This is a genomic window from Apolloniradiicaulis salifontis (assembly GCF_053756655.1).
In genome coordinates this window covers 1,896,492-1,921,839 of the sequence record NZ_CM132387.1, presented here as the reverse complement: position 1 = coordinate 1,921,839, position 25,348 = coordinate 1,896,492, and the positions used below count along the sequence as shown (strand labels likewise).

Genomic DNA, 25,348 nt, shown 5'->3' with positions numbered 1-25,348 from the left:
CAATTTGGCGCGCAGTTAAGCACCGCCAGCGCCGAACGCGAAGGGCCTGGCCGAGTCTTTTGGCTGTCATGACGACAGTTTCAGCGACCGCACGCGAGAGGCGCTTATAAGGCCAGGTGCGGAGCGATGGGGCCTAAAGCCGGTCGCGGAACCGGTTCAGGGTCTGCGGCCCAAGCGCGATCTTCAGGTCTTCAAGATGCGCCTCAACGGCTCGCCATGCGCCCACGCCCTCGCTGTAGAGGGGCCGCCGGACCTGCTCGCTGCTGGCGGTGCGCACAGCGCGCCGGGTCTCATGAAACTTGAGGCATCCCGGTTCAAACGCCACGCCGACACCGGCCAGCAGGGTCTGGATCATCGGCTCGGGCGATCTGACCAGATCTTCGTACTGCACGTGCAGGACTTTGCCGGGCAGGACGCGATCCCAGTGGTCCATGATCTTTAGATATCCGTTGTAGTAAGATCCTATGTCTTTGAGATTATAACTGAAATCAACGCCTTGCGCGAAGTATTGCTTAAACAGGCTGAACCCGCAATCCATCGGATTTCTGCGCACGTCGATGATGACGGCGTTTGGTAATATTTTATGGATCAACCCGACATGCTCGAAATTATTGGGCATCTTGTCGGTGAAGAACGCGCGGTCTCCGGTGCGAAACAGCGTGCTCTCTTCCAGATAGGCCCGACCGAGCGCCTCAAGATCGCTTTGGGGCATGCGGCCGATATTGGACAGATAGTCGCCGCCGAATCGCTCAACGCAGCGCAGATGTGCCGTTCGCTTAACAGCCGGCAGGGTGGGCTGCTCGATCGTGGCCTCGATCTGTGAGTGGCTTGCCAGAATCTGCTCCACCAGGGTCGACCCGGATCGCGGCAGGCCGACGATGAAAATCGGCGTTGCGCCGCCTGGCGCGGCTGCAGCCTGCGCCGAGACTGTTTCGGCGGTATAGGCTTGGACAAGCCTGTCGGCTGCGGCGTCAAAGCGTTGCGGATCAAAGGCGTGGTCATTGTGCAGCGCGTTCGCCTTGATGTAGAGCGGCATCGAGGCCGCCCCGTCGTCTTCAGTCTCGTGCGCTTTGGCCAGAGCGAATGTGGCGATGCTCTTCGTCTTCCGGTCAATGTCCGGCCGCGCCGACAGCGCTCTGATCGCCTGCTGTTCGGCCTGCGAGAACGCATAAGTCTTCATGTCAGCCAGCGCCCACCAGGCTGCGGCGTTGCGCGGATCGTCGGCGAGGCTTGCGCGGAACAAGTCGATGCTCGCCTCACGGTCTCCCGTTATCCGGCGAATCTGGCCGCGGACCAGTTTGACAGCGCTCTGTTTCGCCGGGGCTGAGTTTACGTGGCGCTCGGCCCGATCGCAGGCCTCCAGCGCCTCGTCGTTCCGGCCATAGCGCAACAGCACCATGATCAGCGGCCAGAGCGAGTCGAACGACTCCTCGATGCGGGCCAGCTCCTTCGCCGCCGCAATAGCACGCCGATAGGCGCCGGAGTGCTCCAACGCGCCGATCAGCATCGTGCGCAGGACAAGATTGGCTGGAGACAGGCGAAGCGCGTTTTCCAGGATTGCAACGGCGCCCTCGTGATCACCCCTGGACGAGGCGAGATGCGCCAGGGTGAAGACCGCGCGCGGGTGGCCTGGATGCTTCTCCAGCATCGCGTTCGCGACCGATCCGGCCTGCGCGAAATCGCGGCTCTGCATGGCGCGCTGGATGAGCTGGAACTGAGCGGCAAGAGGATCTGCGCGCTCGGCGGCCTTCACCGCCTGAACAGCTTCAGCGTAGCGCTGCTCGTGGTAGAGCAGGTTTCCAAGCCTGATCCAGGCGTCGAAGGCTCCGGGGTACGCCTCAAGAAAGCCCTTCAACGCAGCGATCGCCTCGCCGCGCTCGCCACGGGCCGCCATTTTTTCGGCCTCTCGCATCGCGGCGGTGTAGAGCGCGTCAGGGTCCATGAGATCTCTATAACAAAAAAATGCGGAGGCTTTCGCCTCCGCATTCCATTTCCGTCACTCTGAGCGTCTTAGCGGGTATAGACCGCGCCGAAAAAGAAGAATCGCCCGCGCGGTCCGACCGGCCAGGCGGTCTGGGTCGAGAACGGCTCTTCGTCGGTGAGGTTGTTCACCCCGCCGTAGAAGCGTAGCGAGTCGCTGAACTCATAGGCCCCGTTCAGATCCAGAATGTAGACTTCATCGTAGAGGCCGGCTGCGCCCAGATCGTCGAAATCCTCGATTTCAGCGGCGAATTGCTCACTCTGATAGCTGGTCTGAAGCGCGGCGCTCCAGGGACCGCGATCCCAGCCCAGGGTCAGATTGCCGGACCATTCGGGCAGCTGGATTTCCCGCACTTCCGGGTCCACGTCGGCCGGATCGAGCGGGTTGAAGAAGCGGTCCAGCTTTTCCTGGTGCGAGCCGACGAGGCTGGCGCTGAACGTGTTGGCGCCGACGTCGTAGGAATAGTTCACCGCAAAGTCGACGCCGGAGGCTTCCAGGCTGGCGAAATTGATCTGGCCGGATTCCAGCGAGTTCAGACCACCGTCACCGCGACGCGTGAAGAACGAGCAGAAGTCCAGGGCCGGGTAGTTGGCCGAGTCCAGGCAGCCGTTCAGGATGTCGGCCGCGCCGACTGCGGAGATCGCGTCTTCGATGGTGATGTCCCAGTAGTCGACCGTGATCGACAGATCCGGAAGGAAGCGAGGCTGGATGATGGCGCCGACCGTGAAGGTTTCGGCCGTCTCCACATTCAGATCAGGGTTGCCCCCCGAGACGCCGGAGAACCGCCCGGTGAGCGGGTTCTGCCATGCATACGCGCCGCCCGCGTCCAGGATTGCGGAATCCGAAACGCCCGCGGCCCGAAGGTCGGCGATGCAGTTGGCCTCACGCTGGGCCGGGTTTGAACCGCTGCCCACATTGGTCAGATCGCAAGGATCGGTGGTGGCGTTGACGAAGATCGGCAATTGAGGATCGAAGAGCTCGGCGATATTCGGCGCGCGAACGGCTTCAGAGATCGTGCCGCGCAGGGTGACGTCCCGGACCGGCGTGTAGGTGCCGCCAACGCTCCACGTCGTGGCGTCGCCGACAGTGGAGTAATTCGATGTGCGAACCGCACCGGAGAGGGTGAGTTCTTCGGCGAACGGGCGATCGCGGAAGATCGGCAGTTGGACTTCAAGGAAGACGTCGGTCGCGTCGTATTCGCCGCGGGTATTGAACTGCTGGGTGTTGTCGATGCTCGTGAAGGAGTTGAGGAACGGATCGACGGAGCTCACCAGCACACCCGGCGTGAACGACGTGCCCTGGGGCAGGATGCCAAGCGTGAGCGGGTCGAGCTTGTTGTTGCTGCTCTCTTCGCGATATTCCACGCCGCCGGCGTAGCCGAGCGCGCCGTCGAGCGCCCAGTCAAACCGGTTGAATTCGCCCACGACGATCGCCGAGAACACGGTCTGCTCGATTTCCAGTTCGTCCCTCAGATTGGACGTGACGAAGTTTTGCGCTTCGGGGCTGGCGGAGTAGGTGCCGAACGGGTTGAGCGGCTGGCACTGCCCGTCGCCCGGGGTGAAGGAATAGTAGCGGTTCGATGCGAAAGCGCCGTCGGCGAAGCCGTTACCGCCAGCGAAATAATCGATCTCGTAGAACGCATTGGGATCCAGGTCGGAGCGGCAGACGATCTCGCCGGTCGCCGGATCAATTGTGGAATCGATGGCGGCGAAAACCCGGTCGAGATAGAGGCCGGTCGTGAGCGATTCATTGTTGAAGTTGCCGTGGTTGGCGGACACTTCAAGCGTATGGCCCGGAGCGAATTCCCACTCGACGCCGCCGACGATCCGCAGAGTTTCGCGCGTGTACTGGAACGTGTTGTTGTCGCTCCAGTCGAGCGGATCCTGGGTGAGCAGCAGACCGCCGCGCGCGGCGACCACCGGATCAAGCTGGGACGGGATGAACGGGTTGTCCGGCAGGATGAAAAGCGTGTCGTAGAAGCTGTCCTGCTCGCCGAAGGTTCGCGACGTCGCCTGAACGAACTTGATCTCCCCGAAAACGCGCAGGGTGTCAGTGCGGTCGTAAGTGGTGTTCACGTTGAACACGGCCCGGTCGGTTTCGGGCATCAGCGTGTCGCGGTTGAAGTTCACCCGGCCGCCGTCGCCGCCGATTCCCCAAAGACCGTTCAGGACGGTGCCGTCCTGGTTCACGCGCACGGAGCCGTCCGGATTGGTCAGCCAGCACCCGGCGAGGAAGCCGACACGGCCGCCTTCTGATTCCTGACAGTCGGCGACGCCGTTTCCATTAATGTCGACATAGTTGACGCCCCGGCCGCCGAACCCCGGCGCGATGGAGCCTTCCTGCGAGGTGAGCCAGAAGCGTGGATCCTGGATGATCGCGCGAGGGGGCGCGTTGGGATCGGTGAGACTTGCAGGATTGGTCTGCACCTGGTCGATACCGTTATCGCGCGACCAATCGCGATCGCCGTGGGTGAGGGCGGTGTCTTCCTCGATCGTTATGCCCAGAACGATATTGCCGCGGCCCTGGTGGAAGTTGTTGCCCATCAGCAGGTCGGCGGAATAGTTCTCCGCATCGCCTTCGCCGGACACGCCGCCGCGAAGGTTCAGCTGCACGCCTTCAAAATCGTCCTTCAGGATAAAGTTCACCACGCCGGTCACGGCGTCGGCGCCGTAAATCGCCGAGGCGCCGCCCGTGGACACCTCGACGCGCTCGACAAGGGCGCGCGGGATCGTCCCGGTGTCCACAGCCTGGGTGCCGCGGAAACCGGCCACGTGACGCCGGCCGTTCACCAGGGTCAGCGTGCGTTCTCCGCCAAGGCCGCGCAGGTTCAGCGAGTTTGCGCCGGTTACGGAATTTTCCGCCGTCAATGACGAAATCAGGGCCGGAATGTCGTTGACCACGTCAGCGATGTTCAGTTCGCCGGATCGCAGGATGGCCTCTTCATTGACCGATTGCACCGGAACCGGGGCGGTGAGGTTTGGATCGCGGGCGATGCGCGAGCCGGTCACGACGACCCGGTCGGCCGCCGCTGCGGTTTCTTCACCCTCCGCCTACTGCGTGAAGCCTGGCGCGGACGCCAGCACTGCAAGCGATGCGCCGGCAAGCGCGACACTGCGCAAGTGCGAGAAACGAGTTTTACGAATATTGGCCATTATGATCTCCCCGGTTGACCTCGGGCGGGCCGGCGTTGTTGCGCTCAATCCACCTTCGAGCCATGAGGCTGCGTTACTCTGCTGCGGCGCAGCAAGGGTATTTAATAAATTCATTCATCAAAAATTACGAACGTTGCAATTTTGTCATACATCTGACGAACGTAAAAAAGTGCGTCTCAATATAATCAGTATACAGATAGATTAGAAAATCTTTAACCTTCCTTAACCGCTTTCGTTAACTTTTGCGCAAGCGCATAGAATCCGCGCAACAGACCTTTGAGCGCCGTAAAACGCGGCGTGAACGGAGACCGGTCATGACAGGCGGCGAAGTCCTGGACATCGGCGCGGAAGCGATCTGGACCATGCTGGCCATGGCCGCGCCGGTCATGCTGATCGGGCTGGCCGTGGGCGTCGTGATCGCGCTGTTGCAGGCGCTGACCCAGGTTCAGGAGATGACGCTGGTCTTCGTGCCGAAGATCATCGCGATCTTTCTGGCGCTGCTGATCTTCCTGCCGCTCATGGCGGCGCTTCTGTCCAGCTTCATGATGACGATCGTCGACAGAATCGTCGCAGGCTGACCGCCATGGTCGCCGGGTTCGACATCTCCATCACAGTGTTCGCCGCAGCCCTGGTGTTCGCACGCCTGGGCGCGATCCTGATGCTGCTTCCCGGCATCGGGGAAAGCACGATCCCGCCGCGCATCCGGCTGTCCTTCGCTCTGGCCTTCTCTCTGGCTGTGGGGCCGCTGATCGCGCCGGGCCTGCCGGCCATGCCCGAGAGTCTGGCGGCGGCGGCCGGCCTGGTGGCGCTGGAGGTGCTGATCGGGCTGATGATCGGGGCGGCCTCGCGCATCCTGCTCATGGCGGGCGCTGTCGCCGGTCAGATCATCGGGTATCAGACAGGCCTGGCCATGGCCCAGAGCTTTGATCCCACACAAGGCCAGTCTGGCGCCCTGCCGGCGCAGTTTTTGAACCTGATGTTCATGGTGCTGATCTTCGTCACCAATCTGCACCATTACCTGCTGCTCACCGCGGCGCAGAGCTATGAGATGATGCCCGCCGGATCGGCGCCGGCGGTGGGCGATGCGGCCAGCTGGGCGCTGCAGCTCTTCATCGACGCCTTCGCCCTGGCTGTGCAGATCGCCTCGCCGCTGATCGCGTTCGGACTGATCTTCTATCTCGGGCTCGGCGTGCTCTCACGCCTGATGCCGCAGGCGCAGATCTTCTTCATCGCCATGCCGCTCAACATCCTGATCGGCTTCGCCATCCTGGCCATGACGCTGGGCGCCATCGCGCTGGTATGGCTTGAGCGCTTCGAACAGTTCGCGGTGACGATGAGCTGATGGCCGAAGAAGACAAATCCTCCAAGACAGAAGAGCCGACAGAGCGGCGCCTGAAGAAGGCGCGCGAGGACGGCGATGTTCCCAAAAGTCAGGAGATATCCGGCTGGTTCACCCTGGCCGCCGGCCTTGCGGTGTTCGCCTTCATGGCGCCGGGCGTCTCCAGCGATCTCACCCGCATTATGACGATCTTCCTGGCCCGGCCCCACGAGATGAGCCTGGACACCGGCGCCGCGATGGAGCTGGCGGCGGCGACGGGGCTGCGCCTGGTCGTCATTCTGGGCTTTGTCTTCCTGCTGATCATGGTGGCGGCCGCCGCCGGCAATCTGGTGCAGCACGGGCTGATGTTCACGCCCAAGAAGATCGAACCCAAGCTCGACAAGCTGAACCCCATTAACGGGCTGAAGCGTATGTTCGGCCCTGAGGGCTGGATGAATTTCTTCAAGGGCGTCGGCAAGATGGCGCTGGTGGGCGGCGCGGTGGCGCTGGTGATGTGGCCGCGCCGCGACGAGCTTCTGGCGCTGCCCGCCCTGGCGCCCATCGGACTGCTTCAGGAAGTCTATTCGGCGACGATCGAGCTCCTGATCGCAGCGCTCATCGTCTACGCCTTCATCGCCGCCGCCGATTTTGCATTTCAGCGCCATCAGTTCATCGACCGCAACAAGATGAGCCAGAAGGAGATCAAGGACGAGTACAAGGACACCGAAGGCGATCCCATGGTGCGCGCCAAGCTGCGCCAGATCCGCCAGGAGCGCGCCCAGCGCCGCATGATGGCGCGGGTGCCCGACGCGGCGGTGGTGATCACCAACCCGACCCACTACGCCGTGGCGCTGGAATACGTGCAGGGCGTCACAGGCGCGCCGGTCTGCGTGGCCAAGGGTGTGGACGAGGTGGCGCTGCGCATCCGCGAGCTGGCGGAGGCGAACGGCGTACCCATCGTGGAGGATCCGCCGCTGGCGCGCGGTCTGTACGCCAGTGTCGATCTGGAGGAGGCGATCCCGCCTGAACAGTTCGCCGCCGTGGCCAAGGTGATCGGCTATGTGCTCAGCCTCAAGGGTCGGCGGTAGGGCGCGCCGGCGCCGATCTTCTGAAATTCGCGTGCGCGCACGAAACTATGGTTAACCTGAAGGCGCCAAGCTTAGAGGCCGAATCACACTCACCGGCCAGGGAGCCCGCCATGACTGACGCCCCCGCAACAGAAGCTCCCGAAGCGGCGCCCGGCGCCGAAGCGGAGCTTGCGCCTGCAGCCGCAGCGGCGGCGCCAATGGCTCCCGCCGCCGCGCCGGCCGCGGGACGCCTGGCGAAACCGCTCACCCGCGCCCTGTTCTGGACCGCCAGCCTGATGGCGCTGGTCGCCGCCGCTGTGGCGATCATCTTCGGCGCCGGCGCGGGCTGGCAGGGCGTGGTGCTTTTGTCGGGCATCGCCGCCTGTGCGCTTTTGCTGATGTATGCGCTCGCCGCCGGCGAGGCCGCCGGGCGGGCGCTGGGCGAGGGACCGCGCGCCGATGCGGCGTCCGGCCTCGCGCAATCTGCGCTGGATGCGCTCACCGATCCGGTGCTGATCACCGGCTCCAACGGCCGCGTCGTCTGGGCGAACCGCGCTTATCGGGATTTGTCTCGCGCCGGCCTTGGAAGCGCCGGAGCGCCCGCGCCCGAGCGCCTGTTCACCGGCGCCGCGTCAGGCGCGGTCTACCGCCTGACGCGGGCTGCGGACGCCGGAGAAGCGGCGCGTGAAACGCTGGGCCCGCTCAGCCTGCAGGGTGAGGGCGCCTCGGTCTATGTGGGTGATGTCAGCGCGATGCCGGGCGGCGGCGCGCTGTGGCGTTTCCAGATTGCACGCGAGGAGGACGGCTCGGCCGCCGACGCCGCGCCGGACTGGGCCGAACACGCGCCGGTGGGCCTGTTCCTTGCCGACGCCGAGGGCCGGGTGCTGGCCGCCAACGCCACGCTGCGCAGCTGGATCGACGCCAAGCCGGGCCAGGCGCTCAAGCTGACCGATTTTCTCGCCGGCGATGCGGCGTCGGTGTTCGCGCGTTCTCGCGGGGATGAAGGCGCGGTGCGGCTGGATGCGCGCATGGTGGCGCGCGAAGGCGTGGAGAGCCCGGTGGTTCTGTGCGTGGAGTGGGGCGATGAACGCCCGGCCCGGGCGCGGTGCGTGGTCTATGGTCTATCCGCGGCTGGAACGCCGCCGGGCCTGGCGCAGATCGCTCGCCAGAGCGGCGCCAAGGCCGGGCGCACGTTTGACGACATGTTCGCCTCCGCGCCCTTCGGCGTGGCGCGTCTGGACGCCGCCGATCCCATGTCGGCCATGGTGGAGGACGCCAATCTCGCCCTCGTCCACCTATCCGGGGGCGCGGCCGTTCCCGGCGCGCGCTTTGTGGATCTGTTCGATCCCGAAAGCGGGCTGGGCGCCGCCTTCGACCGGGCGCTGTCAGGCTCGGGGGAGCCGGGCGAGGCGCGCCTGACCGGCGAGGACGGCAAGCCGGTCCATGTGTTTCTGGCGCCGGCGCGGGGCGGCAAGCGGGCCGCCTATATCGTTGACATCTCCGCCTGGAAAGCGCTGGAGACCCAGGTCGCCCAGGCCGGCAAGATGCAGGCGGTCGGCCAGCTCGCTAGCGGCGTGGCCCACGACTTCAACAACATGCTCACCGCGATCCGGCTCAGTGTCGGCGAGCTCTTGAACCGCCACCCGGTGGGTGATCCCAGCTATCAGGATCTGCAGCAGATCAACTCCACCGTCACCCGTCAGGCGGGCCTTGTGAGGAAGCTTCTGGCGTTCTCGCGCAAGCAGACCTTCCGCATGACCGTGTTCGACATCTCCGACGTTCTGTCGGACTGCTCGGTGATGCTGGGCCAGATTCTGGAGGAGACGGTCAGGCTGGAGATCCGCCACGGACGCGAGCTGCCCCTGATCCGCGCCGACCGCAACCAGATCGATAATGTCCTGGTCAATCTGGCCACCAATGCGCGTGACGCCATGAAGGGCCAGGGCGGCGGTGTGCTGACCATCACCACCGAGATGGTGGACGCGGAAACCGTGCGAAAAGCCGGCGCGCCCAACCCGTCAGAGGGACGCTGGGCCGCCATCCATGTGGCCGACACCGGATGCGGCATGGACGAGGCGACCCGGCGCAAGATTTTCGAGCCCTTCTTCACCACCAAGGAAACCGGCGAGGGCACCGGGCTGGGGCTCGCCACCGTGTACGGCGTGGTCAAGCAGTCGGGCGGCTTCTTGTTCGTGGACTCAGAGCCGGGCGAGGGCACGACCTTCTCCATCTATCTGCCGGGTCATGTGCCGAGCGCTGAGGAGACCGCCGAGATCGAGGCCGAAATCGTGGCCAAGACCGCCGAACCCAAGCCGTCTGATCTGGCCGGTCATGGCCGCATCCTTCTGGTGGAGGACGAGGACGCCGTGCGCCAGATCGCCGCCAAGACGCTGGTGCGCCGTGGCTATGAAGTGGTGGAGGCGTGTGACGGCGAAGAGGCGCTGGAGATTCTGGAGGAGAATCCGGAGAGCTTCGATTTGCTGATCTCCGACGTGGTCATGCCCGGCCTCGACGGCCCGTCGCTTCTCAAAGCCGGGCGCAAATATCTGGGCGCTGCGCGAATCGTCTTCATCTCCGGCTATGCGGAGGAGGAATTCTCCGACACGCTCTCCTCAGACCTGGATATTTCATTCCTGCCGAAGCCCTTCGACATCCAGCAGCTGGCCGAAAGGGTGAAGGAAGAACTCGCGGCGGCGCGCCGATAGCGCCTTTAATTCAAGGCTGTGGCGACACGGGCGGCTCTCGCGGGCCGCCCGTTTTGTTATGTGCAAAATGTTCCTGTTGCGTTCGCGGAACAAAATAGGTACGAATAAGGTGACTTGCGGCGCCGCCGCTTCATTGCCCGACTCAGGCGATGCATGAAATAAAGGGAGTAGGACATTGGCTCAGGCGAGGCTTCAAGTGGTTAGAGAAACCGGAGACAACAAGCAGAAGGCGCTGGACGCGGCCCTCTCCCAGATTGATCGCGCGTTCGGCAAGGGCTCGGTGATGAAGCTCGGCTCGAAGCCGAACCAGAATATCGAGGCGATCTCCACCGGCTCACTGGGCCTGGATATCGCGCTGGGCGTAGGCGGTCTTCCCAAGGGCCGGATCGTGGAGATCTATGGACCGGAAAGCTCTGGCAAGACCACGCTGGCGCTCCACGTTGTGGCCGAGTGCCAGAAGGCCGGCGGAACCGCCGCCTTCGTCGACGCCGAGCACGCGCTGGATCCGCTCTACGCCAAGAAGCTGGGCGTGGACGTGGCCGAGCTTTTGGTGTCCCAGCCCGACACCGGGGAGCAGGCCCTTGAGATCGCCGATACGCTGGTGCGCTCGGGCGCGGTGGATGTTCTGGTCATCGACTCCGTGGCCGCGCTCACCCCGCGCGCCGAGCTTGAAGGCGAGATGGGCGATTCGCTGCCCGGCATGCAGGCCCGCCTGATGAGCCAGGCGCTGCGCAAGCTTACCGGCTCTATCTCGAAGTCCAATTGCCTTGTGGTCTTCATCAACCAGATCCGCATGAAGATCGGCGTGATGTTCGGCTCGCCGGAAACCACCACGGGCGGCAATGCGCTGAAATTCTACGCCTCTGTGCGCCTGGACATCCGCCGCATCGGCGCCCTGAAGGACCGCGACGAGGTCATCGGCAACCAGACCAAGGTCAAGGTCGTGAAGAACAAGGTCGCCCCGCCCTTCCGCGAGGTGGAGTTCGATATTCTCTACGGCGAGGGCATCTCCAAAACCGGCGAATTGATCGATCTCGGGGTGAAGGGCAATATCATCGAGAAGTCCGGCTCCTGGTATTCCTACGACTCCCAGCGCATCGGACAGGGCCGCGAGAATGCGCGCAAATTCCTGCTTGAAAACGCAGCGATGTCCGCAGAGATCGAAGCCAAGGTCCGCAAGAACGCCGGCCTGATTGCAGAAGAATTGCTTGGCGGTCCCGAGCCGGACGCCGATCTCGGCCCCGAAGACGAAGAAGCCGCAGGCTAGCTGACGACGGCCCTGGTGCGCTGATGATAAGCGCGCCGGGGCCGTTCGCCTTTATCTGGCGTTCCCGCCACGATGCTGGGCATGCGTGGCGGCCCTGAGCGGCGCCGCGCGTGCAGTCCGCTCAGTCGCCGGAGTCTTGCGCCTTCAGCCGCTTATCGAAGAATCTGAAAATCGTCGTCCAGAGATGGGTCTGCAGCTCGGGCGGGCGCACGCCGTGGCGCTGGCCGGGATAGGTCATCATCTCAAAATCGGCGTTCTGTTGTTGCAACTCCAAAAATAGCCGGGTCGAGTGATCGAAGGTGACATTGTCGTCGGCCATGCCGTGAATGATCAGGGTGGGCGTGGCGTAATTCTGCACATGGGCGAAGGCCGAACCCTGCTCATAGCCGCTGGCATTGGCCTGGGGCGTGTCCATATAGCGTTCGGTGTAGTGGGTGTCGTAGAGCGACCAGTCGGTCACCGGCGCCCCGGCGACCGCCGCATTGTAGGCGCCGGGCGCCTGCAGCGTGGTCATCAGGGTCATGTAGCCGCCATAGGACCAGCCCCACAGGCCGATCCGGTCCGGATCGACAAAGTCTCGATCTTCCAGATAGTTCAGCCCGGCCACCTGGTCGGCCACCTCCACCGTGCCCATCACGTCATGGATTTCGGCCTCGAAGGCGTGGCCGCGATTCCAGCTGCCGCGATTATCAAGCTTGAACAGGATATAGCCCTGATCGGCGAAGAGCTGGTCGCGCGGATTGGTCCAACCCCTTGAGACCGTTTGCACATGGGGGCCGCCATAGACCTGGACGATCGCCGGGCAGGGGGTCTCCGCCGTGCAATGGACCGGTTTGAGCATCGACCAGTAAAGCTCGGTTTCGCCGTCCGGCGCCGTGATCGTCCCGAACTCCGGCGTCAAATGGCTTGAGATATGAGGGGCATAGGGGTGGTCTTCATCAAGGGCGTTCTCCTCGACCCAAGCGATGCGCTCGCCATTCATGGCGTAGAGCCCGGTCTGGGGCGGGGTGTCCGGATCGGAATAGGTCCCGATAAACGCAGCCGCCCCGTCGCCGAGGCTGACGCTCCATCGGCCGTCGCCTGAGGTCGTGGGAACGGGCTCCGCGCTGCTGAGCCCGTTCATGTTGACCGCGTAGAGGTGGCGCTCCAGCGGCGTCTCCACCCAGCCTTCGAAATAGACCGTTTCGCCGTCCTCGCTGACGCCGCTGATCTCGTCCACCACCCACTCGCCCGACGTGATCTGCGTCGTCTCTCCGGCGGGTGTGACGCGATAGATGTGGCGAAAGCCGGTCCGCTCACTGGTCCAGAGAAAATCGCCGCCTTCCAGCGGTGTGAAGTCGTTGGTGAGATTGATCCAGGTAGGCGCCTCTTCGGTGAGCGTCGGCGCGCTCTCTCCCGTCTCGGGATCGACGCCGAGAAGATCGAGCCGCGTCTGCTCGCGGTTCTGGCGCTGGGCGTAGAGCCGGTCGCCGGCGGCGTTCCAGTTCACCCGGGCGAGATAGATGTCGGTCTCCGCCCCCAGATCCACCCGCACGCGCTCGCCGCTGGCCACATCGATCACCCAGAGCTCCACAAGGGCGTTGTCGGTCCCGGCGCGCGGATAGCGCTGCTCGCTCACCGAGACGCCTTCGGGGCCGATGCCGAAGCGGGGGACGATCTCCACGGGCGTCTCGTCGATGCGCGCCACGGCGATGCGAGCGCCGTCCGGGCTCCACCAATAACCGGTATAGCGCTGCATCTCCTCCTGGGCGACGAACTCGGCGACGCCCCAGCTCACCGGGCCTTCGCCATCATTGGTGAGCGCGCGGGCCTCGCCTGTGTCCAGATCATGCACCCAGAGATCCTGGTCCCGGATGAAGGAGACGCGGGCCCCGTCCGGGCTCACCTTGAAATCGGTCTCGAACGCCTCCGTCTCCATGAGGCGCTCGGCCTCGCCGCTCTCCACGTTCACGTAGAAGACATCGCCGTCCAGCGGGACCAGAACCGCCTCGCCGCTCTCGTCCCAGTCATAGGACACGACGCCGCTTTGCGAGATCCGCGCCCGCTCGCGATACAGGATCTCGGCTTCCGACAGTTCGCGCTCCTCCGGCGCCAGAGCCGACGCGTCCACCAGCCGGTAGGTGCGCCCGTCGGCCACATCCATGGCCCACAGATCCAGCACCGTGCGGTCCTCCTCCTTGGCTCGCAGGAAGGTCACGCGGCTTCCGTCGGGGGAAAACTTCAGGCTTTGCGGCGTGGGACCGGACAGCGACGGCGAGGCGAAGATGCGTTCGATGGTCAGCGCGGCGGAATCCTGGGGCGCGCCCTGAGGCGCGCCCACTGCCGGGTTATGCGCCCGGTCTTGCACCTCTTGCTGACTGAGCGCCGCTCCGTCTCCGGTGCAAGCGGCGAGCGTCAGGGCAAAAACACCAAAAGTCTCTAGCGTAATTCGCAAGAAATTCACTCTAATCGTAGTAGTTAAACGAAGGGCTCCGCGTGGAATTATTGATGCTTATTAGAGTTATTAAACTCTTTGATTTCCTTGATTCGAGACAGAAGGCCGAAGGGGAGCAAATATTCACCTGTTGCAAGATTTCGTTCAAAAGCGCCCCACCGCCACTTCCATACCTGCTCTTTCATGATGAAACGCATAACAAACACCAAGACTCCGCTCCAGACTGTGAGGCTAACTATGGATGCAACTTCGGACACAGACAATCTCGTGGCTGTCAAAAAGCTAAGGTAGACTGCGCCGAACGAAAGGTGGGTAAACCCCAGGATTGATGAGGTTAATCCGGCCCGGCGTCGGCCAGTATTCATAGCTACAGATACCGAAAGGGTCATGATTGCGCCGGCGAACCCCGTCGCCAAATAGATCGTCGCAATCGCGTATGTGAGCTCAGTTGTCGCGAAAGCGGTAATGGCCAGAACTGGGGCGATGATCAGAAAAAATAGCACCATGCTCGCGGCCTCGGTGGCTCCAAGGCGTGACGTGTCGCGATCTAGAACGGCCGCGATCGCTCCCCCTAGAACAAATGAGATCACACCTCCTGCTGTGACAATCGCCAGAGCCGTAGGGGGCCATTGCTCCTGTTCAGAAAGGAGTGGAGGTAGAAGACCTCCAGTGACGAAAACAGGCGCGTAAACGACTGCGCCCAGGGTTGCCCAAAACAGGACAGAACCTAAGGGGTATCCGCCTGCCCCGGTTCTGTCTGCCTCAGTGGCGTCCGAAGGTGAAGCTGGCGCGACGTTCAAAGCTGATGAAAGGACACGTGCCGTTAGCGCGAATATTAACAGAGCGAGAGCGGCTGTCGCAAAAAAGACTGAGCGCCAGCCGAACGCAGAACCCAAGAGAGCACCAAGCAAAGGGGCAAGCGCCGGCACAACCGCGAAGACAATATTTTGAATCGCAAACGCGGTCGTCAATGATTTTTGCGGTAGTGCGGTTGTCAGCGCCGCCCGGCTCAGAATGAGCGCCGGACCTGCACCCACGCCCTGAAGGATGCGGGCGAATATTAGATCTGAGTACGATTGCGCGAGAGCCGCGTAGATGCTGCCGCCAATAAAAATAAGTATAGACAGGAATATGATCCGTATAAAGCCCAAACGCTCCCCGATGACACCGCTAAATAACTGTGAAAATGCGAAGGACACTAAAAAAATGCTTACCAAAGTCGAAATTTTCGACGTGGCAATGCCCATCTCAGTGGTTATCGATTCGGAAAGCGGAGTAAAAATTGTTGAGCTTAGTTGGCCTAGTGTGGATAACAACGCGACTGCTACAGAAATTAAAAAAACTCTTTTCAATTGGCGCTCCCGCTTGCCTCTGCAAACCACTTGGCTCTTCGCCGCACAGCGGTGCGGATGGTTAAATAGGACACGAACGGGGTGAGGCAAAATATCACCGATTCAGCGATGTAAACGATCCCGGCCGGAGATGGCTCCAAAAACAGGTTCAACAGCCCCTCAAAAAACGTCCCGGTTGCAACTGGGCCGTTGTTACCAAATACGTCACCGAAGCGATAAGCCCCCGCAACCCAGCATGCCACGAAGTAAATGAAACCAATTGCCGCATTCCTGTTGAAAAAAGAGGCTTTGCTGGCAAACGCCTGCGCCGCAGTCGAGGTGTCCCAATGGGTTAACGGCCGACCGACTATGGCGGTGACCTCACTTTCGTACTCCATACGCAGATACTGTACGAGGCTGCCGATTAATAACTCAGCGTGACAAATCATCCTTGAACTTACGTAAACGAGGACGGGAATAAGGAGCAAAAAGGCGCTATCCTCTTGGAGGCTTACAGCAAAGTAGCCAATAGAGCCGCAAGCGACCGCAGTCAGAATGGCGTACCTATCCCTACGATCGACCCATCGCTGAATGTCGTCACGTGCGGCCTGGAAGTGAGTGATGAGTATGGCTGATGCGGTCTCAGGTTTCATGTTCGTTTGAGCCCCTATATTCCGGTATCACTATACATACGAGCTTGACGGTTGCCAGCGGCGGCGACCGAAATGTGATTTAATTGAAACTGAGACGACGCACCACCCCCACCTCCCCACACCGATTGCGCGCCGCCCCCTGTCTCCGCTATACGCTGGGCGCTTGAAATCCCCCTCCAAGCGCCAAGGGAGCCCCCGGCCGATGGCTGCGTATCAATACGTCTATCACATGGACAATCTGGCTAAGACCTATCCCGGCGGGAAGAAGGTCTTTGACGGCATTTCGCTGCACTTCCTGCCCGACGCCAAGATCGGCGTCGTCGGCGTCAACGGCTCGGGTAAATCCACGCTGCTGCGCATCATGGCCGGGCAGGACACCGATTTCGCCGGCGAAGCCTGGGCGGAGAAGGGCGTGCGCGTGGGCTATCTGCCCCAGGAGCCGCAGCTGGATCCGGACAAGACCGTCTGGGAAAACGTCGCCGAGGGCAGCGAAGACAAGCAGATCTACGACGCCTACAACGCCATCGCCATGAAGCTCGCCGAGGATTATTCCGACGAGCTGATGGAGGAGATGACCGCCCTGCAGGAGCAGGTGGATACGCGCGACGCGTGGGACATCGACGCCAAGATCGAAATGGCCATGGGCGCGCTGCGCTGCCCGCCGGCGGACTCCGAGGTGACCAATCTGTCCGGCGGTGAGAAGCGCCGCGTGGCGATCTGCCGCCTGCTTCTATCCAAGCCGCACGTACTGCTGCTTGACGAACCCACCAACCATCTGGATGCGGAGAGCGTCGCCTGGCTCCAGAACCATCTGGAGAACTATCAGGGCGTGGTGCTGATCGTCACCCACGACCGGTATTTCCTGGACTCCATCACCACCTGGACCCTGGAGCTCGATCGCGGCAAGGGCGTGCCCTATCAGGGCGGCTATTCCAGCTGGCTGGAGCAGAAGACCAAGCGCCTGGCCCAGGAATCGCGCGAGGAAAGCGCCAAGCAGCGCGCGCTCACCCGCGAGCTGGAATGGATTCGCGCCTCCCCGAAAGCCCGCCAGGCCAAATCCAAGGCGCGCATCAAATCCTATGAGGAAAAGCGCGACGAGGCCGATCGCGAGAAGATCAATCACACCGTGATCAACATTCCGCCGGGCCCGCGCCTGGGCGGAAACGTGGTGGATTTCGACCATGTCTCCAAGGGCTTCGAAGACAAGCTGCTGATCAAGGATCTGGACTTCAAGCTGCCGCCGGGCGGCGTGGTGGGCGTCATCGGCCCCAACGGCGCGGGCAAGACCACGCTGTTCAAGATGATCGTCGGCGAGGAGCAGCCCGATGAGGGCAAGGTCACGCTGGGCGAGACGGTGAAGCTCGGCTACGTCAATCAGAGCCGGGATGCGCTGGATCCGAAGAAAAACGTCTGGGAAGAGATTTCCGGCGGCCATGACATGATTGATCTGGGCGGCCGCGAAGTGCCGAGCCGGGCCTATGTGGGCGCGTTCAACTTCAAGGGCGGCGACCAGCAGAAAAAGGTCGGGCTTCTCTCCGGCGGTGAGCGCAACCGCGTGCACCTGGCCAAGATGCTCAAAGAGGGCGGCAATCTCCTGCTCCTCGACGAACCGACCTACGATCTCGATGTGGAGACGCTGTCGGCGCTGGAAAGCGCGCTGGAAACCTATCCGGGCTGCGCGGTGGTGATCAGCCACGACCGCTTCTTCCTGGACCGCATCGCCACCCATATCCTGGCCTTTGAAGGCGACAGCCATGTGGAATGGTTCGAAGGCGGCTTCACCGACTATCTCGCGGATAAAAAACGCCGCCTGGGCGACGACGCCCTGGTGCCTAAACGCGTGAAGTTCCAGAAGTTCGAGCGGTAGCCGTTCTCCCCTTTGTCATCCCGGAAGCGCATCGCGCTCTCCGGGACCTCAGGGGTCAGCGCACCCGCAGGTCCCGGCTCCGCGCTGCGCTCCAGCCGGGATGACAGACCTGTGGCGGCTGTCTTGTAAGGCCTGATGCAAAGTGCGACTTTGCGCCTCGATTTCCGTTTGCTGATTGGGGTTATTCATCGTGAGCGAGACAAACGCCGGGGCGGCGACTGCGTCCGGACTTCGAGACACCAGCTTTTTCGGCCATCCCAAGGGGCTGGCGATTCTGTTCCTCACCGAGATGTGGGAGCGCTTTTCCTATTATGGGATGCGCGGCCTTCTGATCTTCTATCTCACCCAGCACTTCCTGTTCGGCCAGGAGCAGGCGAACCTGATCTACGGCACCTATGTGGCGCTGGTCTATGTGATGACCATCATCGGCGGCACCCTGGCCGACCGCTATCTGGGACAGCGCAAGGCGGTGACCTACGGCGCGATTTTGCTGGTGCTCGGCCATGGCATGATGGCGTTCGAGGGCGCGGGCTCGCAGGAGATCATGACCTATGAGGGGTCTGAATACGTGCTGGAGCTCGACGGGCGGGGCGGCGACGCCGACCTGACCGTGCGCTCGGACTCCGGCGTCTCGGTGGTCAGCTTCGCCGAGCAGGGCCGTGAGATGATCGTGGAGAGCCCGGCCGCAGTGGGGCTTCCCGCCACCGTCCAGATGGATGCGGTGGAGCGCCGGGTGGAGCAGCAGGCGCTGTTTGTGAACATTCTCTATCTCGCCCTGGCGCTGATCATCGCCGGTGTCGGCTTCCTGAAAGCCAATATCTCCACCATCGTCGGCGAGCTTTACGATCTGGGCGATCCGCGCCGCGATTCCGGCTTCACCCTGTTTTACATGGGCATCAATCTGGGCTCGTTTCTGGCGTCGATCTCGGTGGGGATCATCGGCTTCGTCTATGGCTGGGCCTGGGGCTTCGGGCTGGCGGGCGTTGGAATGCTGGCGGGCCTTCTCACCTTCCTGTTTTTCCAGCACTGGCTGGAGGGCAAGGCCGAGCCGCCCGATCCTGAAAAGCTGAAGCAGAAAGTGCTCGGCCCGATCAATGTGGAGGTCGCCTGTTATCTGGCCGGTCTCGCCATCGTCATCGTGTCGGTTCTGGCGGTGATGAACCCGCAATATTCCGGCGGCGTGCTGGGCCCGCTCGGGCTGATCATGCTGCTGTTCATGGTCGGGTTCGCGGTGCTGCGCACCAAGGGCCAGGAGCGCGGCCAGATGCTGGCGGCGATCTATTTCGTCCTGGCGCAGATCCCGTTCTGGGCGCTGTTTGAACAGGCGGGCTCCTCGCTCAACCTGTTCACCGACAGCTTCGTGGACCGCACCATGTTCGGCGTTCAGGTGCCGGCGCCGGTGTTCCAGTCGCTCAACGCCGGCTTCATCATCATCTTCGCACCGATCCTGGCGTGGCTTTGGGTGTTCCTGGCCAAGCGGCGGTGGAACCCGTCCACGCCGGTGAAGTTCGCCCTCGGCGTCTTCATGGCGGGGCTGGGTTTCTACGTGCTGGTGGGCGGGATCGGGCTGTCCGGGTCGGCGCTGGTGCCGGTCTACTTCATCTTCGCCATCTACTGGATCCACACCATGGGCGAGCTGATGCTCTCTCCTGTGGGCCTGTCGGCGGTGACCAAGCTGGCGCCCGCGCGCGTCGTGGGCATGACCATGGGCGCCTGGTTTTTGTTCTCGGGCCTGTCGAACTACCTCTCCGGCGTCATCGCGTCCTATACGGGCGCGGAGACGATCGGCGGCCAGCTCACCGACCGCGAGGCGGCGCTGGCCGGCTACGCCGAGGTGTATTCCCAGGTGGGCCTCATCGCCATGGCCATCGCTGTGGGGATGTTGCTGATCAGCCCGATCATCAAGCGGATGATGGGCGACGCTGCAAAGGAGATGACGCCCCATCCCACCGAGACCGAAGCCGGCGGCCCGTCCATGGACCGCAACAGCGACGCGCCCTGAGTGGGGTGTTTGATTGAAGCCGGAAGCGGCGCGCCGGGCCGGGCGCGCCGTTTTCGTTTCAGCCCAGGCAGCGCTCGCCGTCCGCCATGCTGATCTCCACCACGCCGGTGGCGTGATCAATGGTGATCACCGCCTCCGCCAGAGCATCCATGCCCAGGATCATGGCCGGTTCGTCGCTGAGGCCCATGGCGCGGAACACGTCCACATCGGCGTTGACCGCCACCAGGCCGAGCCCGCATATGCCGCCCATGCGAAAGCTGGGAATGCGCACCGCTTCCGCGTCGGTTTCCCGGCGGGCGAGGCGGGTCGCCCCCATCACGTCAAAGCGAAACGTCACCTGGTCAGGCCTCAGCCGGCGGGCGAGGCGGGAATTGATGATCGTGCGCGCCGAGCCGGTGTCGATCAGGACGCGAACCGGCGGACCGGCGCGGTGCAGAATGATGTCGCCCACCGGCACGTTGCGACCTGGATAAAGGCGGGCGTCCTCATGGGCGGGCGCCGGCGAGTCGAGGGTCAGCACGGCGTTCGCCACATCGATGGACAGGGTGCGCCCTGCGAACATGTCATTACCGAGCAGGCCGAAATAATTGAGGTCGAGATCGGTGGGGGTGTCCACGACCACCATGTCCAGATGGGCGGCCGTGGCCCCGCCTGCGCGCACATCAGCAAGCACCAGCCGCTCGGAGCGAATTTCTTCGGTGAGCGTCTGGACGTCGTGAAGAACGCCGGTGGGTTCAAACCCGAACTCCACCGCAAGCGGCTGGGCGATGGCGGTGTGGCTCGCGCCGGTGTCCAGAATGAACGGCCAGGGCCCGCGCCCCTCGATCATCACCTGGATGGAGCGTCGCCCGTCCAGGGCGCGTCCCATCGCGCTGGCCGAGGGTTCGGCCTGCAGGCTGAGCGCCAGAAGGGCTGCGCCGAGGAGCATGGGCTAAAACAACTCCGGTGAAGGCGTGGTTCAGAATACGCCGCTCAGTTCAAAATAGACCTGCCCGTCATAGTCCACCGTCCGTGTTTCGATCTCAAGGATATCGCCGGTATCGCGCGGGCCGGAGAAGACATAGCGCGTGCGCTCCTGCCGGCCGAGATTGAGGTCGGCGCCCACGCGCGCCGTCAGGCCCGCCAGGCGGCGGGTCTCTGCGAACAGGTCCAGATCGCCGCGCGCCGGCGTGATCCGCTCAAACTGGTCCAGACGGTAGAAATCCTCCGCGCCCTGGACCGAATAGTCGAACCCCCAGGCGAAGCCCGCGCCGGGCAGGTCCTGGCGAAAATCGACGCTGGCGCGCCAGTCTTCATCGCCGCGAAAGCGGCGCTCCAGGCCGGTGACCGGATCGTTGACCCGGGTCTCGCGCACCATGGCCGATCCTGACAGGACCGCGCCTTGTATGCCCAGCGCTTCCAGGGGCGTCGCGGCGTCGGCCTGCAGGCGCCAGCGCCGCCCGTCGCACAGATTGCCCGGAGCGTCGAACCGGCCGGCCAGCGGGACCAGGCCGGAGACCGCCTCCACCCATTCATGGCGGGCGATGAGGGTGAGGGACCCTTCCTCGGCGAAGCGGCGCTCCCAGTCGGCTTGCAGCCGCCAGGTGCGTTCCGGCTCCAGATCGGGATTGCCCTGCTGGCTGGTGTCGTCATTGACGTTGATGGAGGAGATGAAGTCCCCGAAGGAGAGCTGGCCGACGAATCTCCGGGCCGACAGGCGCAGCTGATCGCGGGCGTTCGGCGTCCAGCTGGCTGTGAGCTCGGGTTTGAAGAAGACGAAGCTGCGCTCTTTCTGCGCGTCGCCGCTCTGGGTCAGACGCGACAGCTCCATCCCCAACACCCCTTCAAAGGTCCAGGCCGGGTGAGGGCGCCAGATGCGCTGGGCCGAGACGTCGACCCGGTGCTCCTCCACCTTGGTGTCGCTCACCGGCACATTGATGGGGATCAGGTCTTCGCCGTCGAAAAGATCAAACGCGCCCTCCAGGAAATTATAGGCGCCCTCCAGCGACAGCGTGGTGGCGTGAACCTGGCCTTCGCTCTTGCGGGTCTCCAGCCGCAATATGCTCTCTCCGGCGGTCTCGGCGTCGACGAGGGTCAGGCGGCCGGCGAGCCGCCCGTCGGGAGCAAAATCGTCATAGACGTCCTCGCCGCTTTTCTCGGTAAGGCGTTGCAGGGCGGTGAGCTTCAGCGACCAGGCGCCGGGAAGGGCGTAGTCGAAATCCACCGTGGCTTCACCGCCGGTGGCGGCGGTGTCGCCAGAGCCGAACGCCGCATTGAGCGGCGCGCCGGCGATCGTCCGCACGCCGCCATGGCGATTGAAGCCGGAGCCCCAGACCCAGCCGCGTGCGTCGACCCTCAAGGCGTGGCCGGCGTCAAACTCCCGGGCGTAGGCCACCGAGGCGGTGAGATCGTCGAATCGGTTCTGGGACCGCTCGCGCTCGGCGGTGAGGGGGGAGAAATCCACGCGCCGGACGATCCGTTCTTGGTCGTTTCCGTTGGCGTGGGCGGACAGATCGAGCCCCAGCGTCAGCGTGGTTTGCGCGCTCGCGCGCGTGGCGCTCACTTCGCCGGAGGGGACAAGCCTGCCGCCTTCAAACAGCGCCGAACGGCCGCGCCAGGCGCCCGACCAGCCGCCGGTGCGGTTGGTGAGGACATTCACCACCTGATCCTGGCCGGCCATGTCGACGCCGGGGATCGGCGCGCGGATCAGCTCGATCCGCTCCACCGTGTCCGAGGGCAGGCGCGACAAGAGCGCGCTCACACCGTTCTTGGAGCTGGGCCGGCGCCCGTCGATCAGCACATTGCCCAGCCCGCCGGCGAGGCCGCGCCCGCCGCCGCCATTGGAGATGGAGAAGCCGGGCACGCGCGCGACCATGTCGGCGGCGGTCTGGGGATTATAGTCGGCGAAGAAGATCGGCTGGAAGACAAGCACATCATCCTCGCCCGCGCTGCGCGCCTCGCCCGCCATGGCGTCGGCGGCGGCGGCGTCAGCCCCGGCGAGGGCGGGCGGGCTGAGCGCCGCCGCACACGCGGCCACGCTCAGCAAGGCTTTGAAGCAATTCTCTATTCTCATGGCGCAGCAACATAAGGGCGCGCGGGGTGAATAGGGATTTAACCGCAGTAACAATCATCACGAGGGCGTGATGGTGCAGCTGCGAAATCAGCGCTACCCCGTGCCGCCCACGGTGAGGCCCTTGATCTTCAGGGTGGGTTGGCCGACGCCCACGGGCACGCCCTGTCCGGCCTTGCCGCAGACGCCGACGCCGGGGTCCATCTTCATGTCGTTTCCGATCATGGAAATTTTCGTCAGCGCGGTGGGGCCGTCGCCGATCAGCGTGGCGCCCTTGATAGGCTCCTGCACCTTGCCGCCGCGCACGCGGTAGGCCTCGGTGCAGCGGAACACGAACTTGCCGGACGTGATGTCCACCTGGCCGCCGCCGAAATTCACCGCATAGATGCCGTCGTCCAGGCTCTCCAGAATCTCTTTGGGATCGTGGTTCCCGGCTTCCATGATGGTGTTGGTCATGCGCGGCATTGTGGGGTGGGCGTAGCTTTCGCGCCGGCCGTTGCCGGTGGGCTCCATGCCCATCAGGCGGGCGTTCTGGCGGTCCTGCATATAGCCCACCAGCACCCCGTCCTCGATCAGCACCGTGCGCCCGGTGGGCGTACCCTCATCGTCAAAGCTCAATGAGCCGCGGCGCTCATTGATGGAGCCGTCGTCCACGATGGTGACGCCTCTGGAGGCGACTTGCTGTCCGATGCGGCCGGCGAAGGCGCTCGTGCCCTTGCGGTTGAAATCGCCTTCCAGGCCGTGGCCCACCGCTTCGTGCAGCAGCACCGCCGGCCAGCCCGGGCCAAGCACCAGATCCCATTCGCCCGCCGGGGCGTCCACGGCCTCCAGATTGACCTTGGCGACGCGCAGCGCCTCGTCGGCCATGGTTTTCCAGTTTTCAGGCGCGAGCCAGCGGGAGAATTCCGCCCGGCCGCCGGCGCCGGCCGAGCCGGTCTCTCGGCGACCCTTGCGCTCACAAGTAACGGCGATGTTCAGACGCACCAGCGGGCGCACGTCGGCGCGAACATCGCCGCCGGCGCGCACGATGCCGATCACCCGGCGCGAGCCGGAGAGCGAGGCGCTCACCTGCACCACTTCAGGGTCTTTGGCGCGTAAGTAAGCGTCGATCTCGGCCAGCAGCGCGGCCTTGGCGTCAAAGCCCGGCGCGCCGATCACGTCGATGTCTTCATAAAGATGCCGATTGGTGCGCGCCGGCGGCGCCGCCATCACCGCGTCCGCGCCCTTGCGCGCCGCCGAAGCGGTCTCTCCGGCGCGCATCAGCGCGGCCAGGGTGGGATCGGAGCTGTGAGCAAAGCCGGTGCGCTCGCCGAACACGCCGCGCAGCCCAAAGCCGCGCTCGGCGTCAAAGCTGGCGACCTTCAGGCGCCCGTCGTCGAAGGCGAGGCTCTCGCTGGTGCTGGTCTCCAGAAACAGCTCGCCGTCATCGGCGCCGGTCAGTGAGGCGTCCAGCACGCGGGCCGCGTCCTCGGCGTCGAATTCGAAACTGGCGAAGGGGTCGGCGGTCATGGCGGCTCCAGACGATCAAATCAGCTTGCACCTAGACATAGAGGCTAAGCCGGCGCGATGCGAGCGGGGCGTGTGTGATCCCCGCGCGCGGTGGCGCGGTGCGGGCCAGGCGCGGGTGATCGTTCACCCTTGCGGACGAATCGGCGTGGCGTGGCGGGAGCGGTCGGCCTATCCCGGCCGATGGCGCCGGAAGCGCGCCGGCTGGGCCTGGAAGGTCGCATTGTCCGGCGCGGCGCCGGCGGCGGCCACATAGGCGTCATAGGCGGCGTCGTACCGGCCAAGGGTCTCCAGGGCTATCGCCTCATTGAACAGGGATTGCGCGCGGTCCGCACCGAGCGATTCGGCGCGGCGCGCCGCGACCACGGCGCCGGCGGCGTCGCCGGCCTTGATGCGCATGGCCGAGAGATTCAGCCAGGCCGGCGCCAGATCGGGCGCCAGCTGGACGGCCTGTTCAAGGTCGTCGCGGGCCGGGCCCGCCTGGCCGCGGCGATGGGCGATCTGCCCGCGATTGATGAGCACGCGCGCCCGCATGGCCGCGTCCAGATCAGGGCTGCGCATGAGGAGATCACAGGCGCCCAGCGCCCGGGCGGTGAGGGCGCTTTCCTGAGCCCCTGATTCGCACTCTTCAAGGGCGGAAACCAAGGCCGGGCGCTCCACCGGCGCCTGTCCCTGGGCTTTGGCGTTGAACGCGAGAAACGCGGCCCCCGCGAAGGCCAGAGCCGCCCCGAATCCGCAAAGGCCGCCGCGAAGCGCCTTGCCAAAATCCCCGTGCTCGGTCGTGTTCTCGTCGCTCTCGTCGGCCATGGACCCCTCCTCGTGGCGCAGCGTAAGGAAAGTATTAACAAATCCGCACGCGCGAGGCCAACGGCATCTTTGCGCCCGGTCTTCCTGATTAGATGAAAAAACATCGGGCCTTGCGACAAAAAGGCGCTTATATCGCGCTGACAGTGAGCCGGGCGGGGCCTATATTCCGCCCCGATCCAGACAGGGCGGCGTGTTCGCCCGGTTGTGAA

The 25,348-nt window shown here is 64.0% G+C and carries 16 protein-coding genes; 7 read left to right on the top strand and 9 right to left on the bottom strand.

Features of this window, described 5'->3' with window-relative positions; all coding sequences use genetic code 11:
* Positions 1–133 precede the first annotated feature (133 nt).
* Positions 134–1,942 (bottom strand): tetratricopeptide repeat-containing sulfotransferase family protein, encoded by a 1,809-nt coding sequence (locus ACWCOP_RS09275; RefSeq protein WP_478248002.1) that lies wholly within the window; start codon positions 1,940–1,942, stop codon positions 134–136.
* Between the two features lie 68 nt (positions 1,943–2,010).
* Positions 2,011–4,989 (bottom strand): TonB-dependent receptor domain-containing protein, encoded by a 2,979-nt coding sequence (locus ACWCOP_RS09270; protein WP_478248001.1) that lies wholly within the window; start codon positions 4,987–4,989, stop codon positions 2,011–2,013.
* Between the two features lie 458 nt (positions 4,990–5,447).
* Here ACWCOP_RS09270 and fliQ point away from each other — a divergent pair, with 458 nt between their 5' ends.
* The 5 genes from fliQ (at position 5,448) to recA (ending at position 11,490) form a co-directional block, all read left to right on the top strand.
* Positions 5,448–5,711: a flagellar biosynthesis protein FliQ gene (fliQ, locus tag ACWCOP_RS09265; protein WP_478248000.1), complete on the top strand. Its 264-nt coding sequence runs from the start codon at positions 5,448–5,450 to the stop codon at positions 5,709–5,711.
* Positions 5,712–5,716: 5 nt separating this feature from the next.
* Positions 5,717–6,475 (top strand): flagellar biosynthetic protein FliR, encoded by a 759-nt coding sequence (fliR, locus tag ACWCOP_RS09260; RefSeq protein ID WP_478247999.1) that lies wholly within the window; start codon positions 5,717–5,719, stop codon positions 6,473–6,475.
* The gene (flhB, locus tag ACWCOP_RS09255) at positions 6,475–7,539 is read left to right on the top strand and encodes a flagellar biosynthesis protein FlhB (protein ID WP_478247998.1); all 1,065 of its coding nucleotides are present in this window, start codon (positions 6,475–6,477) and stop codon (positions 7,537–7,539) included. The genes fliR and flhB overlap by 1 nt, the downstream gene beginning before the upstream one ends.
* Before the next feature lie 110 nt (positions 7,540–7,649).
* Positions 7,650–10,223: an ATP-binding protein gene (locus ACWCOP_RS09250; protein WP_478247997.1), complete on the top strand. Its 2,574-nt coding sequence runs from the start codon at positions 7,650–7,652 to the stop codon at positions 10,221–10,223.
* A 175-nt stretch (positions 10,224–10,398) separates the two neighbouring features.
* Positions 10,399–11,490, top strand: coding sequence for a recombinase RecA (gene recA / locus ACWCOP_RS09245; RefSeq protein ID WP_478247996.1), 1,092 nt, complete (start codon positions 10,399–10,401; stop codon positions 11,488–11,490).
* 121 nt (positions 11,491–11,611) lie between these two features.
* Here the strand turns inward: recA and ACWCOP_RS09240 are convergent, their stop codons facing one another.
* From ACWCOP_RS09240 to ACWCOP_RS09230, 3 genes are all read right to left on the bottom strand, one after another.
* Positions 11,612–13,810, bottom strand: a complete 2,199-nt coding sequence (locus ACWCOP_RS09240) for a S9 family peptidase (RefSeq protein WP_478247995.1) — start codon at positions 13,808–13,810, stop codon at positions 11,612–11,614.
* 161 nt (positions 13,811–13,971) lie between these two features.
* The gene (locus ACWCOP_RS09235) at positions 13,972–15,276 is read right to left on the bottom strand and encodes an MFS transporter (protein ID WP_478247994.1); all 1,305 of its coding nucleotides are present in this window, start codon (positions 15,274–15,276) and stop codon (positions 13,972–13,974) included.
* Entirely contained in the window at positions 15,273–15,908 is a 636-nt protein-coding gene (locus tag ACWCOP_RS09230) for a hypothetical protein (RefSeq protein WP_478247993.1), read from the bottom strand. The genes ACWCOP_RS09235 and ACWCOP_RS09230 overlap by 4 nt, the downstream gene beginning before the upstream one ends.
* A 202-nt stretch (positions 15,909–16,110) precedes the next feature.
* On the opposite strand from ACWCOP_RS09230, the gene ettA reads away from it, so the two are divergent.
* The gene (ettA, locus tag ACWCOP_RS09225; protein WP_478247992.1) at positions 16,111–17,775 is read left to right on the top strand and encodes an energy-dependent translational throttle protein EttA; all 1,665 of its coding nucleotides are present in this window, start codon (positions 16,111–16,113) and stop codon (positions 17,773–17,775) included.
* 190 nt (positions 17,776–17,965) lie between these two features.
* Entirely contained in the window at positions 17,966–19,777 is a 1,812-nt protein-coding gene (locus ACWCOP_RS09220) for a peptide MFS transporter (protein ID WP_478247991.1), read from the top strand.
* A 58-nt stretch (positions 19,778–19,835) separates the two neighbouring features.
* On the opposite strand, the gene ACWCOP_RS09215 is transcribed toward ACWCOP_RS09220, so the two are convergent.
* From ACWCOP_RS09215 to ACWCOP_RS09200, 4 genes are all read right to left on the bottom strand, one after another.
* The gene (locus tag ACWCOP_RS09215) at positions 19,836–20,705 is read right to left on the bottom strand and encodes an aspartyl protease family protein (protein ID WP_478247990.1); all 870 of its coding nucleotides are present in this window, start codon (positions 20,703–20,705) and stop codon (positions 19,836–19,838) included.
* Positions 20,706–20,735: 30 nt separating this feature from the next.
* Positions 20,736–22,829 carry a TonB-dependent receptor plug domain-containing protein gene (locus tag ACWCOP_RS09210; RefSeq protein WP_478247989.1) on the bottom strand — a complete coding sequence of 698 codons (2,094 nt, stop codon included), beginning with the start codon at positions 22,827–22,829 and terminating at the stop codon, positions 20,736–20,738.
* Between the two features lie 93 nt (positions 22,830–22,922).
* Positions 22,923–24,335: a metalloprotease TldD gene (gene tldD, locus ACWCOP_RS09205; RefSeq protein ID WP_478247988.1), complete on the bottom strand. Its 1,413-nt coding sequence runs from the start codon at positions 24,333–24,335 to the stop codon at positions 22,923–22,925.
* A 168-nt stretch (positions 24,336–24,503) separates the two neighbouring features.
* Positions 24,504–25,139, bottom strand: coding sequence for a hypothetical protein (locus ACWCOP_RS09200; protein WP_478247987.1), 636 nt, complete (start codon positions 25,137–25,139; stop codon positions 24,504–24,506).
* Positions 25,140–25,348: the final 209 nt, after the last annotated feature.

Bases quoted from the DNA above. Each gene is read 5' to 3' on its own strand.
- ACWCOP_RS09215 (WP_478247990.1), bottom strand. From the start codon at position 20,705: ATGCTCCTCGGCGCAGCCCTTCTGGCGCTCAGCCTGCAGGCCGAACCC.
- ACWCOP_RS09210 (WP_478247989.1), bottom strand. From the start codon at position 22,829: ATGAGAATAGAGAATTGCTTCAAAGCCTTGCTGAGCGTGGCCGCGTGT.
- fliQ (WP_478248000.1), top strand. From the start codon at position 5,448: ATGACAGGCGGCGAAGTCCTGGACATCGGCGCGGAAGCGATCTGGACC.
- ettA (WP_478247992.1), top strand. From the start codon at position 16,111: ATGGCTGCGTATCAATACGTCTATCACATGGACAATCTGGCTAAGACC.
- ACWCOP_RS09200 (WP_478247987.1), bottom strand. From the start codon at position 25,139: ATGGCCGACGAGAGCGACGAGAACACGACCGAGCACGGGGATTTTGGC.
- flhB (WP_478247998.1), top strand. From the start codon at position 6,475: ATGGCCGAAGAAGACAAATCCTCCAAGACAGAAGAGCCGACAGAGCGG.
- ACWCOP_RS09230 (WP_478247993.1), bottom strand. From the start codon at position 15,908: ATGAAACCTGAGACCGCATCAGCCATACTCATCACTCACTTCCAGGCC.
- ACWCOP_RS09250 (WP_478247997.1), top strand. From the start codon at position 7,650: ATGACTGACGCCCCCGCAACAGAAGCTCCCGAAGCGGCGCCCGGCGCC.
- tldD (WP_478247988.1), bottom strand. From the start codon at position 24,335: ATGACCGCCGACCCCTTCGCCAGTTTCGAATTCGACGCCGAGGACGCG.
- fliR (WP_478247999.1), top strand. From the start codon at position 5,717: ATGGTCGCCGGGTTCGACATCTCCATCACAGTGTTCGCCGCAGCCCTG.
- ACWCOP_RS09275 (WP_478248002.1), bottom strand. From the start codon at position 1,942: ATGGACCCTGACGCGCTCTACACCGCCGCGATGCGAGAGGCCGAAAAA.